17 protein-coding genes (1 of these 17 cut by a window edge) are annotated in these 15330 nt (G+C 63.2%); 8 read left to right on the top strand and 9 right to left on the bottom strand.

The features are described 5' to 3' along the window. Positions 1-50 precede the first annotated feature (50 nt). Together gluQRS and dksA are read right to left on the bottom strand one after the other, a co-directional pair. The gene (gene gluQRS / locus H7A12_14510) at positions 51-932 is read right to left on the bottom strand and encodes a tRNA glutamyl-Q(34) synthetase GluQRS (GenBank protein ID MCP5322012.1); all 882 of its coding nucleotides are present in this window, start codon (positions 930-932) and stop codon (positions 51-53) included. 55 nt (positions 933-987) lie between these two features. Then, entirely contained in the window at positions 988-1350 is a 363-nt protein-coding gene (gene dksA, locus H7A12_14505; protein ID MCP5322011.1) for an RNA polymerase-binding protein DksA, read from the bottom strand. A 263-nt stretch (positions 1351-1613) separates the two neighbouring features. On the opposite strand from dksA, the gene H7A12_14500 reads away from it, so the two are divergent. Then, a complete protein-coding gene (locus H7A12_14500) occupies positions 1614-2639 on the top strand; it encodes a hemerythrin domain-containing protein (GenBank protein ID MCP5322010.1) in 1026 nt (341 codons plus the stop codon). A gap of 14 nt (positions 2640-2653) precedes the next feature. Here the strand turns inward: H7A12_14500 and H7A12_14495 are convergent, their stop codons facing one another. Beyond that, on the bottom strand, positions 2654-3628 hold the full coding sequence (locus H7A12_14495; protein MCP5322009.1) for a patatin-like phospholipase family protein: 975 nt from the start codon (positions 3626-3628) through the stop codon (positions 2654-2656). A 57-nt stretch (positions 3629-3685) separates the two neighbouring features. On the opposite strand from H7A12_14495, the gene H7A12_14490 reads away from it, so the two are divergent. Beyond that, a complete protein-coding gene (locus H7A12_14490) occupies positions 3686-4513 on the top strand; it encodes a M15 family metallopeptidase (GenBank protein MCP5322008.1) in 828 nt (275 codons plus the stop codon). Next, positions 4510-5322, top strand: coding sequence for a serine O-acetyltransferase (gene cysE / locus H7A12_14485; GenBank protein MCP5322007.1), 813 nt, complete (start codon positions 4510-4512; stop codon positions 5320-5322). The genes H7A12_14490 and cysE overlap by 4 nt, the downstream gene beginning before the upstream one ends. An 11-nt stretch (positions 5323-5333) precedes the next feature. Here the strand turns inward: cysE and ppa are convergent, their stop codons facing one another. Further along, complete coding sequence (gene ppa, locus H7A12_14480; GenBank protein ID MCP5322006.1) at positions 5334-5882, bottom strand: inorganic diphosphatase; 549 nt, start codon at positions 5880-5882, stop codon at positions 5334-5336. Between the two features lie 240 nt (positions 5883-6122). On the opposite strand from ppa, the gene H7A12_14475 reads away from it, so the two are divergent. Beyond that, entirely contained in the window at positions 6123-6380 is a 258-nt protein-coding gene (locus H7A12_14475) for a PilZ domain-containing protein (GenBank protein MCP5322005.1), read from the top strand. A 20-nt stretch (positions 6381-6400) separates the two neighbouring features. Here the strand turns inward: H7A12_14475 and H7A12_14470 are convergent, their stop codons facing one another. After that, positions 6401-7663, bottom strand: coding sequence for a 6-phosphofructokinase (locus H7A12_14470; GenBank protein MCP5322004.1), 1263 nt, complete (start codon positions 7661-7663; stop codon positions 6401-6403). A gap of 137 nt (positions 7664-7800) precedes the next feature. On the opposite strand from H7A12_14470, the gene mpl reads away from it, so the two are divergent. Continuing rightward, on the top strand, positions 7801-9195 hold the full coding sequence (mpl, locus tag H7A12_14465; protein ID MCP5322003.1) for a UDP-N-acetylmuramate:L-alanyl-gamma-D-glutamyl-meso-diaminopimelate ligase: 1395 nt from the start codon (positions 7801-7803) through the stop codon (positions 9193-9195). Between the two features lie 36 nt (positions 9196-9231). On the opposite strand, the gene hemL is transcribed toward mpl, so the two are convergent. Next, on the bottom strand, positions 9232-10515 hold the full coding sequence (gene hemL, locus H7A12_14460) for a glutamate-1-semialdehyde 2,1-aminomutase (protein MCP5322002.1): 1284 nt from the start codon (positions 10513-10515) through the stop codon (positions 9232-9234). Between the two features lie 15 nt (positions 10516-10530). Further along, a complete protein-coding gene (locus H7A12_14455) occupies positions 10531-10971 on the bottom strand; it encodes a CopD family protein (GenBank protein ID MCP5322001.1) in 441 nt (146 codons plus the stop codon). A 145-nt stretch (positions 10972-11116) separates the two neighbouring features. On the opposite strand from H7A12_14455, the gene H7A12_14450 reads away from it, so the two are divergent. The 3 genes from H7A12_14450 to erpA are packed head-to-tail and all read left to right on the top strand — an operon-like array spanning position 11117 to position 13048. Then, positions 11117-12145 (top strand): N-acetyl-gamma-glutamyl-phosphate reductase, encoded by a 1029-nt coding sequence (locus H7A12_14450; GenBank protein MCP5322000.1) that lies wholly within the window; start codon positions 11117-11119, stop codon positions 12143-12145. Between the two features lie 60 nt (positions 12146-12205). Continuing rightward, positions 12206-12643, top strand: coding sequence for a polymer-forming cytoskeletal protein (locus H7A12_14445; protein MCP5321999.1), 438 nt, complete (start codon positions 12206-12208; stop codon positions 12641-12643). A 36-nt stretch (positions 12644-12679) separates the two neighbouring features. Beyond that, the gene (gene erpA / locus H7A12_14440; GenBank protein ID MCP5321998.1) at positions 12680-13048 is read left to right on the top strand and encodes an iron-sulfur cluster insertion protein ErpA; all 369 of its coding nucleotides are present in this window, start codon (positions 12680-12682) and stop codon (positions 13046-13048) included. Here the strand turns inward: erpA and H7A12_14435 are convergent. Then, positions 13040-14179 (bottom strand): anhydro-N-acetylmuramic acid kinase, encoded by a 1140-nt coding sequence (locus H7A12_14435; GenBank protein ID MCP5321997.1) that lies wholly within the window; start codon positions 14177-14179, stop codon positions 13040-13042. The genes erpA and H7A12_14435 overlap by 9 nt on opposite strands. A gap of 11 nt (positions 14180-14190) precedes the next feature. Next, positions 14191-15330, bottom strand: partial view of a peptidoglycan DD-metalloendopeptidase family protein gene (locus H7A12_14430; GenBank protein MCP5321996.1) — the 3' portion only. The gene runs 219 nt beyond the window's last position; only the last 1140 of its 1359 coding nucleotides appear in the window; its start codon lies off the right edge, out of view; its stop codon occupies positions 14191-14193.

The raw sequence follows: 15330 nt of genomic DNA, 5'->3' as shown, positions 1-15330 counted from the left end.
GTGATCTTAAAGAGGCGTGCGTGCGCTTGCCAAGCGCACGCCCCGGAGCATCAGGCCGTTGTGCGCCAATCGGTATCCGGCACGCTGGCACAGTGCCAACGTGTGACGGCCCAGCGCAGGATGGCGTCGCAGTCGTGCGCGAGGTCCGCCGGTGGCGCGGGTTGTCCGAGCGCGCGCAGGCAGTGCAGCAGGTTGCGTGTCGGCTGGGTGTCGTCGAGTGCCGGTGCGTGGTTCTGCTTGCTCAGCTTTTCGTCATCGGCATTCAGCAGTAGCGGAGCGTGCCCGAAACGCGGCACTGGCCCGCCAAGCAGTTCGTGCAGAAGGATCTGGTGCGGGGTCGAATCGAGCAGGTCGCGTCCGCGCATTACATGCGTGATTCCCTGCCACGCATCGTCCACGACTACCGCCAACTGGTATGCATACAGGCCGTCACGACGCTTGATCACGAAGTCGTCGTCGCCCGTCGGTTCCGGCAGGGTGATGTTGCCGCGAATCCGGTCCTCGAAGCGGTAGCGTGTCCCCGTGGCGCGCAGGCGTATGGCGGCTGGATCGGGCGGTGGCCGCCGGGAGCGCGGGCAGATGGTCGCATGGTGGCCGTCGCCTTCATGCAGATCCTTGCGGCTGCAGCTGCAGTAGAACGCGTGACCGTTGGCCAGCAGCCACGCCACGGTGTTCTCGTAGGCAGCGTGCCGCCGGCTCTGGTAGACGACATTGCCATCCCAGTGCAGCGAGTGGGCCTGCAGGCTGGAAATGATGCGTTCGCTGGCGCCCGGCTGTTCGCGCGGAGGATCGATATCCTCGATGCGCAGCAGCCACAAACCCTGTGCTGCGCGCGCGTCGAGGAAGCTCGCAAGAGCCGTGCTCAGCGAACCGAGGTGCAGCGGCCCGCTCGGCGAAGGAGCGAAGCGTCCGCGGTAGGCGGGGAGCGCCACAGACTGGTGGCCGTGGTGGTCCGTACGCTGGGGCAGGCCGGGCAGGTGCGGGCGATCAGCCGTGCTCCTGCTTCTCCTTGATTTCCTCGAGGGTCTTGCAATCGATGCACAGCGTCGCGGTCGGCCGTGCCTCGAGGCGCTTGATGCCGACTTCCACCCCGCAGGCGTCGCAGTAGCCGTAGTCGTCCTGCTCGATGCGCTCCAGCGTGGTCTCGATCTTCTTGATCAGTTTCCGTTCGCGATCGCGCGTGCGCAGTTCGAGGCTGAATTCCTCCTCCTGGGTGGCACGATCGGCCGGATCCGGGAAATTTGCGGCTTCGTCCTTCATGTGGCTGACCGTACGGTCCACTTCTTCCATGAGTTCGGAGCGCCAGTTTTTCAGGATGCCGCGAAAATGCTCCTTCTGGTTCTCGTTCATGTATTCCTCGCCCTTCTTCAGTTTGTAGGGCGTGAAATTCTTGAATTCCGATGTGGTCTGCTTCGCAGCTTTCTTCACGATGGGACCTCGTCGTCGCGTACGGGCGCGTAGCGCCGGGTTGCAGTTTCAGCACTGCCGGGGGGCATGCGCGGGGCGCCGAATTCTACCGGATTCTGCCGGTGGCGCAAGGCTCGATTTGCCGCTATTTGCCGCATGATCAGAACGCTCGTTATACTTCTTCGATCGGATGGAGGGTAGTGCCGGTGGCGACGGAGCGCAGCGCGACTGCACGTACACGGCGTGCAAAGGGGGGAGTCGAAGCGAAGGTTCGTGCACGGCGTGCCCCGCGCGTGACCCGGGTTTCGCGTGTGCAGCGCTTGCCGGCGCCGACGGCTTCACGTCGTGCCAGGGCTCCCGAAACGCTGCTCGCATTGAGTCGCGAACATGAGTACATCCGTTCGCTGCTCGATGCGCTCGACGAACAGGCGAAGAAACTGCGCCCGGGCCGCATACCCGATTACGCACTGCTTTACGAAATGGCGCATTACCTCGTGGCCTACCCCGACGAACACCATCACGCCCGTGAAGAGCTGGTTTATGACCGTCTTGCCGAACGGGATCCGGACTCGGCTCCACTGATGCGGGAAGTGCAGGAAGAACATCGCGAGTTGACGCGACGTGGGCGTGAGCTGGTTGCGGAACTTGAACGTGTGACGCGTGGCGGCAGGGATCCGGACGATCGTCGTATTGCTTATCTCTGTGGCCAGTATACGAGCACCTTTCGCGACCATCTTCACGCGGAGGAACACCAGGTGTTCCGCCGGGCGACGGCGAAGCTGCGGCAGGAGGACTGGTGCGCGATCAACGCTGACGCCCGCCATGTCGATGATCCGGATCTTCCGGCGCGCCTGGCCAGGGAATATGACCGGCTTGCGAATTACCTGGACGAACGGATCACTCGTGTCGGCGAAGACGTTGCCGTGGGTCAGCGGTTCGGCATCGAGTCGCTCATCGAGATCGTCGCTGCCGTCGGAGGTGCGATGTTGCGCAGCTCCGCGATCGTGCGCCAGCACACGAACGCCGCACTGCACGACGTCAATCGGGCGGTACGCAATGGTACCGGGGTGCTGGCGACCTCGCGTGCCGTACACGTCGCGCTGCGCAAGCAGATCAGGGCTGGTCGGCAGGAGCTGAGCGAAGTCATTGCAGGTCTGCGCACCGAGACCGTCGACCCCATCAGTGAGCGCATGCATGCACTGAAGCGGCTCGTGCGCGCCGATATCGAATGAGGCGCGCCGCCAACTCAGGCTGGTGTGCAGGCAGCGATCGCCTCGAGAATTACTCCGCGTGAGCGTCGTACCTCGGCGCGCCCCGCGTCGATGGCCTCCACTGCTGCATCGAAATCCAGTAACCCGATGTGCGCCAGACGGGGGTTGAGCAGGATGTCTGCAGGTTCGCCGGACAGGCGGCTGCGTGTGATCCGGTCCTGCATGATGTTGATCGAGTTGGCGATCACGGAGAAGATCCCCGGCGTATCGTCTTCGGTTTCGTGTGCGGGGTCGAAGTCGAGCCATTGCACGATCTGGGGCGGCGCCTTGTCGCGCAGGCCATTTGCAAGCCGCTCCATCAGGCGGGGTGCGGTTCCGTCCTGTGTTTCACGGTCGGTGCGACCTTTCTGTGCCACGCGCGAGCGTGAACGCTGGCCGAGATCGCTGTTCAGGTTCACGGCGATGATCAGATCGGCGCCAAGCGCACGGCATACCGAAACCGGTACCGGGTTCACGAGTCCTCCATCGACGACCCAGCGATCGCCGACACGCGCCGGTGACAGCAGGCCGGGAATGGCGATCGAGCCGCGCACGGCTTCCCACAGGTCTCCATGCTGGACCCACAGTTCACGACCGCTGCTGAGTTCGGTTGCCACGGCGGTGTAACGCAGCGGCAGATCCTCGATCCGCGGGCTGCCGAAACGCTCGCGCAACTGCTCGATCAGGCGGCTCGCGTGGCCGACGCCGCCGCGCGACAGCGGGGTTACATCGAGATAGCGGAATATATCGGCCGTGCTGAGGTGCCCGAACCACGCGTCGAGCTCGTCGATGTGCCCGCATGCGTGTGCGCCGCCAACCAGCGCCCCGATCGAGGTGCCACAGACAATCGACGGCGTGATGCCGCTTGCCAGCAGTTCGCGAATCACGCCGATATGTGCCAGTCCGCGTGCCGAGCCGCTGCCGAGCGCAAGCGCGATCCGCGGATGGCGAGTTGATTCTGCTTCGTTCATGCGGCAGTCTTCCCGGCTCGAGGCGCAGCGATTCTAGCCTGCATCCCGGGAGTTCGGGTGCGTGGTGTCGATCGTTTCGTTGACACGGTTCGCTGCTTCCGCATCCACGCCGTCGGTGAGGTGATTGCCATTCTCTCGTGTGAGCAACTGTTGGGGCTCGAGGATACGCATGTCGTGGCGCTCGACGCTGCGTGGTGTCTCGGCGATTGCCGGCTGCATCCGCTGACCGTGCAGGCACTGGCGCGCCTGCGTGCGGATGCGCGCGAAGCAGGCTTCGACCTGCGCGTGGTCAGCGGCTTTCGCAGCTTCGAACGCCAGGCTGCGATCTGGAATGCGAAGGCGAGTGGTCTGCGTCCGGTGCTCGATGCGGCGGAGCGGCCGATCGACACAAGTACGCTCGATGATGCGGCATTGCTGTTTGCGATCCTGCGCTGGAGCGCACTGCCGGGCGCTTCGCGCCATCACTGGGGCACGGATATGGACGTGGTCGACGCCACGCTGCTCGAACCAGAGCGGCCGGTGAGCCTCAAGGTCGCGGATACGCGCGACGAGGGTATGTTTGCAGCGCTGCACCGATGGCTCGACGAGCGGATCGCGAGCGGGCAGGCACACGGGTTCTTCCGACCCTATACCGGGACAGGCTGCAAGGTGGCGCCTGAGCCCTGGCACCTGAGTTTCGCTCCGCTGGCGTGGGTGTGTCAGCGCAGTTTCGATCCGCTGGCGCTGGCGACTGTTCACCGACGCGCCGGGCTTGCGCTGCGTGCGGTGATCGAGGCGTCGCGTGAACAGATCCTGCAGGGTTACTTCGACGTGCCGGCAGCGCTGTATGCGCGAGCGCTCGCCGACTACGCGGTCGCGATGGAGCAGGAGGTTGGCGCCGGATGAAGGAAGCCGATGCGGCACGCTTGTGGGCGGTGCTGCGCGCCGAAGCGCAGGAGCGTGTCAGCGATGAGCCGGTGCTGGCGAGCCTGTACCATGCGAATGTGCTGCGTCATGCTTCGCTGGAGGCTGCGCTCGCCGGAGTGCTTGCGGTGCAGCTCGATACAGGCACGTTGCCGGCCGGCGTTCTGCGCGATGTGATCCGCGAAGCACTGACGTGCGATCCGCGTATCGCCGCAGCGACCTGTGCCGACCTGACCGCGCACCGTACCCGTGATCCGGCGTGCGATTCGCTGGTCACGGCGTTCCTTCACTACAAGGGATTCCATGCGTTGCAGGCGCAGCGTATAGCGCACTGGCTGTGGACTCGTGGGCGCTTCTGGCTGGCACATCTGCTGCACAGTTGCGCGTGCGCGCGCTTCGACGTCGACATTCATCCTGCCGCCGTGCTCGGGCAGGGCATCATGATCGATCATGGAACCGGAATCGTGATCGGTGAGACGACCGTGGTCGGTGACAATGTCTCCATACTGCATGGAGTCACGCTCGGCGGGTCGGGTTGCGGAGGCGGCGATCGGCACCCGAAAGTGGGTTCGGGCGTGCTGCTTGCAGCCGGAGCGCGGGTATTTGGCCCGGTACGCATCGGCGACGGCGCCAGGATCGGTGCCGGCAGCGTCGTGCTCGACGATGTGCCGCCGCATGTAACGGTTGCCGGAGTGCCGGCGAGAGCGGTAGGGCGCCGCTTGCGCCGCGCCCCCGCGTTGGACATGGATCAGCGATTTGCCGCTCCTGAAAACAACGGAGCAGCGCGCTGAGCAGGAGACGCTCAGCTGCCGCCTTCTTCCTGGTTTTTCTTGAAGCGGGCGATCGACTGGCGAATTTCCTCGCGTGCGTCATCGGCTGATCCCCAGCCTTCGACGCGTACCCATTTGCCTTCCTCGAGATCCTTGTAGTGCTCGAAGAAGTGCTTGATCTGGCGCAGCAGCAACGACGGCAGGTCGGTCGCTTCCCTCACATCGTCGTACAGTGGCGTCAGTTTGCCGACCGGCACAGCAACCAGCTTGGCATCGGCTCCCGCTTCATCGTGCATTTTCAGGATGCCGACCGGGCGGCAGCGGATTACCGTGCCGCTGATCACGGTATGGGGGGTGTGCACGAGCACATCGACCGGGTCGCCGTCCTCGGACAGCGTGTTCGGAATGTAGCCGTAGTTGCATGGATAGAACATCGTGGTCGACATGAATCGGTCGACGAAGACGGCGCTGCAGTCCTTGTCTACCTCGTACTTGACCGGGTCGCTGTGCGACGGAATTTCGATGATCACATTGACGTCGTCCGGCGGATTCTTGCCGGTAGGCACCATTCTCAAGCCCATGTCTCTGTCTCCGGGATGGTTGGTGTGTGGCACCGGTCCGATATGCCGGTGACGCTTGCCAGCGTACAGGAAAACCGTGCCAGTCTGGCAGTGCTGGTGGGTCGACTTCTGCAAACGGTTACCGCATTGTGGCAATACTGCACAATTTTCGTTTCATGGCGCTGTCAGTGCACAAATGTGCCCGGCGTGAGGGAGCACGGCGGCTATATACCCAGTGACGACGTTGGCGAGCCATCATCCATGGAAAACAGGCGCAGTTGCCCGCGCACACGCTTCGCGTCGCGTGTCCGGATCGAACATCCGGAACACGGTGCGGCGATCTTCTCCACGGTCGACATGTCCGATGGGGGGGTTTACGTCGAGAACGGATCGTTCGAACTTCGTGTTGGCGATCTGGTCACCTTGCAAGTCCAGGATTTACCGGGTGACGCGCCACTCGTGCGCATGCGGGTGGTGCGCCATGACGACAGCGGCTGCGGGCTGCAGTTTGCCGACTGATTGCATGCTTGGCACGGAGTTCAGATCGTGAAGCGGCGTCTCAGCTTGCGTTCGACGGGTTGCAGTTTGAGCCGCGCGTAGACCGGGATGCCGCGATCGTAGGCCGGATAGTCTTCGCCCTCGATCAGTGGCGTCAGGTGCGCACGGGCCTTGTCGGTGATGCCGAAGCCGTCGCGCGTGATGAAATCGCGTGGCAGCTTGTGCTCGACGTTTGCGACCTGCGCCAGTGGTGCCTCTCCGGTGCTCCAGCGATAGCGCTTGCCGCTGCCTCTTTCGATCGTGACCATGATTGCGTTGCGCCCGGCGAGTGCGTATTCCACCGCTGCCGCACCAACGGCATACGCCTGCTCGACGTCGGTGCGCGAAGCGATATGGCGCGCTGCTCGCTGCAGGTAATCAGCCAGCGCCCAGTGGTACTTGTAGCCGAGCTCTTCCTTGATCATCGCGGCCAGCGTCGGTGCCACGCCGCCGAGCTGCTTGTGGCCGAAGGCGTCGGTGGAACCGGCATCCGCGAGGAAGGTGCCATCCTTGTAGTGCACGCCCTCGGAGGCGACGATCACGCAATAGCCCCTTTTCTTCACGGTCTGGCGAACACGGGACAGGAACTTCGCACGATCGAAGGCGATTTCCGGAAACAGAATGATATGTGGCGGATCTCCGGCCTCGCGCGCAGCAAGTCCGCCGGCCGCGGCGATCCAGCCGGCGTGACGACCCATCACTTCGAGGATGAATACCTTGGTCGATGTCGAGCACATCGAGGCAACGTCGAGACCTGCCTCGAGGGTCGAGACGGCAACGTATTTCGCCACCGAACCGAAACCCGGGCAGGTGTCGGTGAACGGCAGATCGTTGTCGACCGTCTTCGGGATGTGGATTGCCTGGATCGGGTATCCGAGACTGTCCGAGAGCTGTGAGATCTTGAGGCAGGTGTCTGCGGAATCTCCACCGCCGTTGTAGAAGAAGTAGCCGATGTCATGGGCGCGGAATACCTCGATGAGGCGCAGGTATTCGGCACGGTTCTGCTCCAGGCTCTTCAGCTTGTAGCGGCACGAGCCGAACGCGCCCGATGGGGTGTGGCGCAGGGCAGCGATTGCCGCTGCAGTTTCGGCGCTGGTGTCGATCAGGTCCTCCTGCAGCGCTCCGATGATGCCGTTGCGACCGGCCAGAACCTTGCCGATCCGGTCGCGATGCCGACGGGCGGTTTCGATCACCCCGCAGGCGCTCGCGTTGATGACGGCGGTGACGCCGCCGGACTGGGCATAGAACGCATTCTTTGCTGGCATTGCTGGTCCTTTCGCTAAACTCGCTGCATTATGTGACAAAACCGCCGTGTGCGCTGTGACGAAGCTGCTCTGAATGCCTCGCAGCGGCGCGTGTCGATGCCGTGCACGGCACTTCCTCCAGGACCGTTTCGCGAAGCATGCATATCTTCATCGCCGGCATCTGTGGCACTTTCATGGCAGGGGTTGCGCTGCTGGCGCGCGAGTGCGGCATTCGCGTCAGTGGCTGTGACGCCAACGTCTATCCACCGATGAGCGATCAGTTGCGCGAAGCGGGGATAGAGGTACTGCAGGGTTACGATCCCGCGCATCTGCTGCATGACCGGCCGACCATGGTCGTGATCGGCAACGCACTCTCGCGCGGGAATCCGCTGGTCGAGTATGTGCTCGACGCGGGGCTGCCCTATGTGTCGGGGCCCCAGTGGCTCGGTGAGCACGTGCTCGCCGGGCGGCATGTACTGGCCGTCGCCGGAACCCATGGCAAGACGACGACCTCGAGCATGCTGGCATGGATTCTGGAGTGCGCCGATCCAGGTTCACCAGGCTTCCTGATCGGTGGCATCCCGGCAAATTTCGGCTGCTCGGCGCGACTTGGTACGGGGCGGCACTTCGTGATCGAGGCCGATGAGTACGACACCGCTTTCTTCGACAAGCGTTCGAAATTCCTGCATTACCGTCCGCGTGGCCTGATCATCAACAACCTCGAGTTCGACCACGCCGACATCTTCGCTGACCTTGCGGCAATCCAGCGCCAGTTCCATCACCTGGTGCGTACGGTTCCATCATCGGGCAGCATCGTCCATCCGGTAGCTGACGCGGCGGTCGACGAGGTGTTCGGGATGGGGCTATGGTCGCGGACGCAGTCGTTCGCGCTCGAACGGCCCGGCTGTGAGTGGAACGCCCGGTTGCTGGCCGCCGACGGTTCGGCGTTTGTACTGAACCATGAGACGGATGGGGTGGAGTCAGTCGTCGAATGGGATCACAGCGGGCGCCATAACGTCGCCAATGCGCTTGCGGCGGCGGCTCTCGCGCATACGGTGGGGGTGCCGCTGGCGTGCAGCGCGGCTGCATTGCACATCTTCAAGGGTGTGAAGCGACGCCTGGAACTGGTCGCAGAGGTCCGTGGAGTGCGTGTCTACGACGACTTTGCGCACCATCCAACCGCAATCGAGGTGACCTTGCACGGGCTGCGTGCAGGCACGCCGCGCGGGCGCATCCTGGCGGTGATCGAACCGCGCTCGAACACGATGCGCCTCGGTGTGCACCGCGAGCGTCTCGCTGCGTGCACCGACGCTGCCGACGAAGTGTTGTGGTATCAGCCTGTCGGTGTCGATTGGGACCTGGATGCCGTCGCGCGCGAGAGCTGCAAGCCGGCGCGTGTGTTCCGTTCGACCGCCGATATCATCGTCACGCTGGTCAGCGAACTGCGCGCCGGAGACTGCGTCGTGATCATGAGCAACGGCGGCTTCGAGACAATTCACCGCCGGTTGGTCGATGCGCTTGCGCAGGCAGTGGCGCCGTCCGCAAGCGGCTGATGCGTATTGCAGCCGTGGGGTGGTCGTTGTGTCTGCTCAGCCGCAGTCCCGCAAGGCCATGCGTGCGGCCTGCAGCGTATCCGCGATCACCTCGGCATCGTGCGCAGCCGAGATGAACCCCGCCTCGAATGCCGATGGTGCGAGGTAGACGCCGTTGTCGAGCATCGCATGGAAGAAGCGCCGGAATCGTTCTGCATCGCATGCGGTGGCCTGGGCGTAGGTGTCTATGCGCGCTGCATGACTGAAGAACAAACCGAACATGGTGCCGGCCTGCGCGGTGGTGAGCGCGATTCCTGCGCTGTGCGCTTCCGCGCGCAGACCAGCGAGCAGGCGCTCGGTGCGTGCCGTCAGTGAGTCGTAAAAGCCGGGCGCGCTGATCGCACGCAGTGTGGCGAGCCCGGCAGCCATCGCCATCGGGTTGCCCGACAGTGTGCCCGCCTGGTAGACGGGACCGGCCGGAGCAACCTTTTCCATGATCTCGCGCCGGCCACCGAAGGCGCCGACCGGCATGCCTCCGCCGATCACCTTCCCCAGCGTCGTCAGGTCGGGAGTGATGCCGAAATGCGCCTGTGCGCCGCCGAGTGCAACACGAAAGCCGGTCATGACTTCGTCGAAGATCAGCACTGCGCCGGCTGCAGTGCATTGTTCACGCAGTGTTTCGAGGAATCCCGGCACTGGCAGGATACAGTTCATGTTGCCGGCAACCGGCTCCACGATCACGGCAGCGATCTCTTCGCCACGACGAGCGAACAGTTCACATACGGCGGCAGCATCGTTGTAGTCGAGCACTATGGTGTCGTCGGTCACATTGCGCGGAATGCCCGGAGAGGTCGGGGTCCCGAGTGTTAGTGCTCCGGACCCGGCCTTAACGAGCAGTGCGTCGACGTGTCCGTGATAGCAGCCTTCGAATTTCACGATCCGGTCGCGACCGGTGTGGGCGCGCGCAAGACGGATTGCGCTCATCGTCGCCTCGGTGCCGGAGTTCACCATGCGAACCATGTCGATCGACGGCACCAGGCTGCAGATCAGTTCCGCCATTTCCACTTCGGGTTCGGTCGGCGCACCGTAGCTGAGTCCTGCGTGCATCTGCTGTGCGAGCGCGCCAAGGACCGCAGGGTGGCCGTGACCGAGGATCAGCGGGCCCCAGGAGCAGACGTAGTCGATGTAGCGGCGACCGTCGGCATCGAACAGGTACGGGCCTTCACCGCGTGCGAAGAACACCGGCGTGCCACCGACACCGCGAAATGCGCGCACCGGTGAATTCACGCCGCCAGGGATGGTCCGACTGGCCCTTTCGAACAGCGTTGCGGAGCGAGTCATGCGGAATTCCTCAGATCAGAAAGGCCTGACGACGACGAGAATCACGGTGCCGAACAGGATCAGCACCGGCAGTTCGTTGAACCAGCGATAGAACACGTGGCTGCGGACGTTCCTGCCAGCGGCGAAATCACGCACGATACGCCCGCAGATCCAATGATAGATTGCCAGCAGCGTCACCAGTGCGAGCTTGGCATGCATCCAGCCGCTGCGCAGGTAGCCGTAGGTTTCGTTGTAAGCGAACAACAGCCATAGTCCGAAAATGACGGACAGGAACGCCAGCGGCGTGATGAAGCGGTAGAGCTTGCGTTCCATGATGCACAGGCGCTCGTGAACTGCGGCGCTCGCATCCATGGCGTGATTCACGAACAGCCGGGGCAGATAGAAGATCCCGGCGAACCAGCACACCATGAAAATGATGTGGAATGCCTTCAGCCAGGGGAACAGCGCCGTGCTCATGCGGAATCTCCACGCGGAACGACGATGATATCACCGGGGCGCCGCAGTTCCGTGGACGTCGTGTGGAATCCGGGCGACACGGCGTTCGTGAATCGGCTTAGAATTCTCGTGCAGCACGGCAGGGGAGGTCGTAGTGAACAGGAAGATTCGGGCGGGAATCGTCGGCGGCACCGGCTATACAGGCGTGGAGCTGCTGCGTCTTGCCGTGTTGCACCCTAATCTCGAGCTGCACTGCATCACGTCGCGCGCAGAGGCGGGGTTGCGCGTCGATCGCCTGTTTCCGAACCTGCGTGGGCACTGCGATCTGGCGTTCGAGGCTCCGGAGAATGCCGGGCTGGAAGACTGTGAAGTGGTGTTTTTCGCGACGCCACACGGTGTGGCGCTGGAGTCCGCGGCACGCTTGCTGGCGGCTGGTGTGCGCGTGGTCGACCTCTCGGCGGACTTCAGGCTCCGCGATGTGAGCGCATGGGAGAAGTGGTACGGGCAGCTCCATACGGCGCCTGAGCTGGTGGCGGAGGCCGTTTACGGCTTGCCGGAAGTGAACCGTGCGGAGATTGCCTCGGCGCGCCTGATAGCCGTGCCCGGCTGCTATCCGACGTCAGTGCAACTCGGTTTCCTGCCGTTGCTGGAGGCGAATCTGGTCGACTCCTCGCGTCTGATCGCGAGCGTTGCTTCCGGCGTCAGCGGCGCTGGCCGCCAGGGTAAGGTCGACAATCTGCTGACCGAAGTCAGCGATAGTCTGAAGGCCTACGGTGTCGGCGGTCATCGCCATCTGCCCGAAATCGAACAAGGGCTGCAGCGGGCGAGTGCGTCGCCGGTCGGACTGACGTTCGTGCCGCATCTCGCACCGATGATCCGCGGTATCCATGCCACGCTGTTCGCGACGCTGGAAGACCGTTCCGTCGATCTGCAAGCGCTGTTCGAGAGGCGCTACCGTGACGATGCGGCGGTGGATGTGTTGCCAGCAGGAGATCATCCGCAAACGCGCTCGGTGCGCGGTACCAATCTGTGCCGGATTGCGGTACACCGACCGCTCGACCGCGATGTCGTGGTGGTGTTGTCGGTCATCGACAACCTGGTCAAGGGCGCTGCAGGGCAGGCGCTGCAAAACTTCAACATCATGTTCGGCTTGCCGGAGCAGACCGGGCTCGATGCGCCGGCGCTGCTTCCGTGAGTGCAGGCGTTGCCCCGTGTGTCGAACGTGCTTTTGGCCAGACGCTGGCGCGGAGGAGAGATGATCTGGAAGCGGCTATTTCCATCCGTGAAGGGGCATGGGGACACCACGCTGATTGCGGGGGGGGCGGTCGTCGAAGGCACGATACGCTTCGACGGCGTGCTGGAGATCGAGGGGAGTGTCGACGGCAGCGTCTGTGCTCGCAGTGACGAGCACGCCGTGGTGCGCATACTTCGAGGGGGCCAGGTACACGGCAACGTCAGCGCACCGGTCGTGGTGATCAACGGTACCGTGACTGGCAATGTGCAGTCGACTGATCATGTGGAGCTGGCGCCGCACGCAGTGATCAATGGCGATGTGTGCTACAAACTGCTGGAGATGTCGCGTGGTGCGCAGGTCAACGGTCGCCTGCTGTTCAACGGCGCGACGCCGATGCGGCCTGCGGGTGACGAGTTGCCGTTCGAAGACCGAGGCGCGGACCCTGTGGACTATGAATAGTTGACTTGTTTCCTTGGGGAAATCACAATCACTCGCATGATCAACCAGATATCTGAAACCGGTTCCGCCCAGGCGTATTCGCCATCGCCTTTGCGTGTGACGGAACGTGCTGCTGCGAAGATTCGCGAGTTGATCGAGGACGAGGACAACCCTGCTCTGAAGCTGCGCGTATTCGTGACCGGGGGGGGCTGTTCAGGGTTCCAGTACGGGTTCAGCTTCGAGGAGACGATTGCCGATGACGACACGATACTCGAACAGGAGAGTGTCGTTGTCGATGCGTTGAGCTATCCGTATCTGATCGGGTCCGAGGTCGACTACAGCGAAGGCGTGGAAGGGTCTCGATTCGTGGTACGCAATCCCAACGCTGCTGCTACCTGCGGTTGCGGATCTTCCTTTTCAGTCTGATCCTGCCGTGCATGCACCGGGGTGAATGCTTCCGAGTGTCACGACATGCCTCGCCCCGGTGACCATCGGAAGATTCCCGGGCAGGGAGTTCAACGTTTGGCACGCCAGCCACGCAAATAGCGCAGCCTCGACCCAGTCGGGATCGATGTCCAGGCTCGCCGTGCTGCGCACTGGGCGTGGATGCAGGCGTTCGGCGAGCCGTTCCATCAACAGGCTGTTGTGTACCCCTCCGCCGCATGCGAAGACTTCGCCAGTGTTCGGGATTTCCCGCTCGATCGCATCGCAGATCGTCGTTACCGTCAGCGCGGCGAGCGTCGCTTGTACGTCCTGGGGGGGCACGTCCATTTCGTCCCGCAGTGAGTCGATCCATGCCAGATTGAACTCCTCGCGGCCGGTGCTTTTTGGCGGTGGCACAGCGAAATACGGATGCGCCCGCAGGCGTGCGAGCAGTACCTGATCGACGCGCCCGCCGCGTGCCCATGCGCCGTCGTGATCGTATTCAGCGTCGTGGTGACGCCGAACCCAGGCATCCAGCAGGGCGTTGCCTGGACCCGTATCGAAGCCACGCACGACCCCACATTTTGCAGGCAACACGCTGATGTTCGCCATGCCGCCGATGTTCAGGATGATCCGATCGCTGGCCGTGCTGGAAAACGCCCATTGATGGAACGCCGGTGCGAGCGGCGCTCCCTGGCCACCCGCTGCAATGTCGCGGCGGCGAAAGTCGGCCACCGTACAGATACCGGTCATTTCTGCGATGGTATGTGGATCACCGATCTGCCAGCTGAAGCCGGGTTCGTCGGTGCGCGGTGGACGGTGACGAATCGTCTGGCCATGACTGCCGATCGCACGTACCGCCTGCGGTGGTGTTTTCGTGTGCATGAGGAGTTGTTGTACTGCCTCCGCGAGGCAGGCACCGAAACGACGGTCGAGGACGCCGATCCCATCGATCGGTGCGGCATCGCACTCGCTGAGATGCAGCAGCTCGGCCTTGATGTCTGCGGGTATGGGGGCTGCCAGCGTGCCCAGCAGCTGTGCACCGTCACTCGCTATGCGCAGCAATGCAGCGTCGATCGCATCCACACTGGTGCCAGACAGCAGGCCAACGAACAGACCGTCGATACCCGCCATTCAGGCTTGCGTCATTCTTCTGCAGAAACCACCGCCATCTCCCACGCGTTCGTGTAAGTGGCGAGCTGCGTGGCTGCACCGGCAATGGACTTGCGGAACGCGGCGAGTTCACGGCCATGGAGCTGCCTGGCTCGCGGCAGCGAATTGAGGATCGTGCTCGGATTCTTGTGCACACCATCGACCAGAAACTCGTAGTGCAGGTGCGGACCAGTCGCGAGACCGGTGGCTCCCACCGTGCCGATGGTCTGGCCCTGACTCACTCGTTGCCCGGTCTGTACGGTCCGCTTGTGCAGGTGCAGGTAGCGCGTCTGGAACCGGTTGTCATGCTGGACGTAGATATAGTTGCCGTTCGATCGGCTGTAGCCGGAGGCAGTGACCTTGCCATCTCCGGAAGCATACACAGGGGTTCCGGTGGAGGCGGCATAGTCCACGCCGCGGTGTGGACGCACCACTTTCATGACCGGATGCAGACGGCGCATGTTGAAGTTCGAGCTGACCCGCGTGAAGTCGAGTGGTGCGAGCATGAACGCCTTGCGCATGCTTACGCCGTCTGCACTGAAGTATCCGACTTCGCCGTTGGCGTTTTGGTGGCGGAACGCTGAGAACGACTCGCCTTTGTTGATGTATTCGGCTGCGATGATGGCGCCTTCACCGATTTTTTCCCCATCCAGATGCTGTTCTTCGTACAGCACGCTGAAGGAGTCGCCGACGCGCGGATCCAGTGCGAAATCAATCACGCCGCTGAAGATGTTCGCAAGCTCGAGCACGATCCGGTTCGACAGCCCTGCTTCCTTGCCTGCCTCGAACAACGAACTCCGCAGCGTGGCGTGCCGGAAAACCCGATGAACCGAGGGCGCACGAATTTCATCCAAGCGTTCGAAGCGATCACCATTGCGGGTGAATACGCTCGTTTCGAGCGGTGATTTCGTGTAGCGCAGGCCGGTCAATCGCCCTTGGGCGTCAGTCCGGATGGAAAGTGTCTGCCCTGGGAACAGGCTCCGCAGCGAACTTGTCTTCGTGTCTGCGTCGAGAATCGCCTGCAGGTCCGCTCGGTCGAGTCGGGTACGTCCGAAGATCAGCGACAGATTGTCACCGCGGCGTACGGCGACGTCACGCCACGACGCGAATTCTTGTTCTGTCGGGGTCGGCTG

This window comes from Pseudomonadales bacterium (assembly GCA_024234165.1).
Classification (GTDB): domain Bacteria; phylum Pseudomonadota; class Gammaproteobacteria; order Pseudomonadales; family UBA5518; genus UBA5518.
Note: the sequence above shows the minus strand (reverse complement) of the source record. Positions and strands in the feature narration are given on the sequence as shown.

Bases quoted from the DNA above. Each gene is read 5' to 3' on its own strand.
- dksA (MCP5322011.1), bottom strand. From the start codon at position 1,350: ATGAACGAGAACCAGAAGGAGCATTTTCGCGGCATCCTGAAAAACTGG.
- H7A12_14495 (MCP5322009.1), bottom strand. From the start codon at position 3,628: ATGAACGAAGCAGAATCAACTCGCCATCCGCGGATCGCGCTTGCGCTC.
- cysE (MCP5322007.1), top strand. From the start codon at position 4,510: ATGAAGGAAGCCGATGCGGCACGCTTGTGGGCGGTGCTGCGCGCCGAA.
- ppa (MCP5322006.1), bottom strand. From the start codon at position 5,882: ATGGGCTTGAGAATGGTGCCTACCGGCAAGAATCCGCCGGACGACGTC.
- H7A12_14475 (MCP5322005.1), top strand. From the start codon at position 6,123: ATGGAAAACAGGCGCAGTTGCCCGCGCACACGCTTCGCGTCGCGTGTC.
- H7A12_14470 (MCP5322004.1), bottom strand. From the start codon at position 7,663: ATGCCAGCAAAGAATGCGTTCTATGCCCAGTCCGGCGGCGTCACCGCC.
- mpl (MCP5322003.1), top strand. From the start codon at position 7,801: ATGCATATCTTCATCGCCGGCATCTGTGGCACTTTCATGGCAGGGGTT.
- hemL (MCP5322002.1), bottom strand. From the start codon at position 10,515: ATGACTCGCTCCGCAACGCTGTTCGAAAGGGCCAGTCGGACCATCCCT.
- H7A12_14455 (MCP5322001.1), bottom strand. From the start codon at position 10,971: ATGAGCACGGCGCTGTTCCCCTGGCTGAAGGCATTCCACATCATTTTC.
- H7A12_14445 (MCP5321999.1), top strand. From the start codon at position 12,206: ATGATCTGGAAGCGGCTATTTCCATCCGTGAAGGGGCATGGGGACACC.
- erpA (MCP5321998.1), top strand. From the start codon at position 12,680: ATGATCAACCAGATATCTGAAACCGGTTCCGCCCAGGCGTATTCGCCA.
- H7A12_14435 (MCP5321997.1), bottom strand. From the start codon at position 14,179: ATGGCGGGTATCGACGGTCTGTTCGTTGGCCTGCTGTCTGGCACCAGT.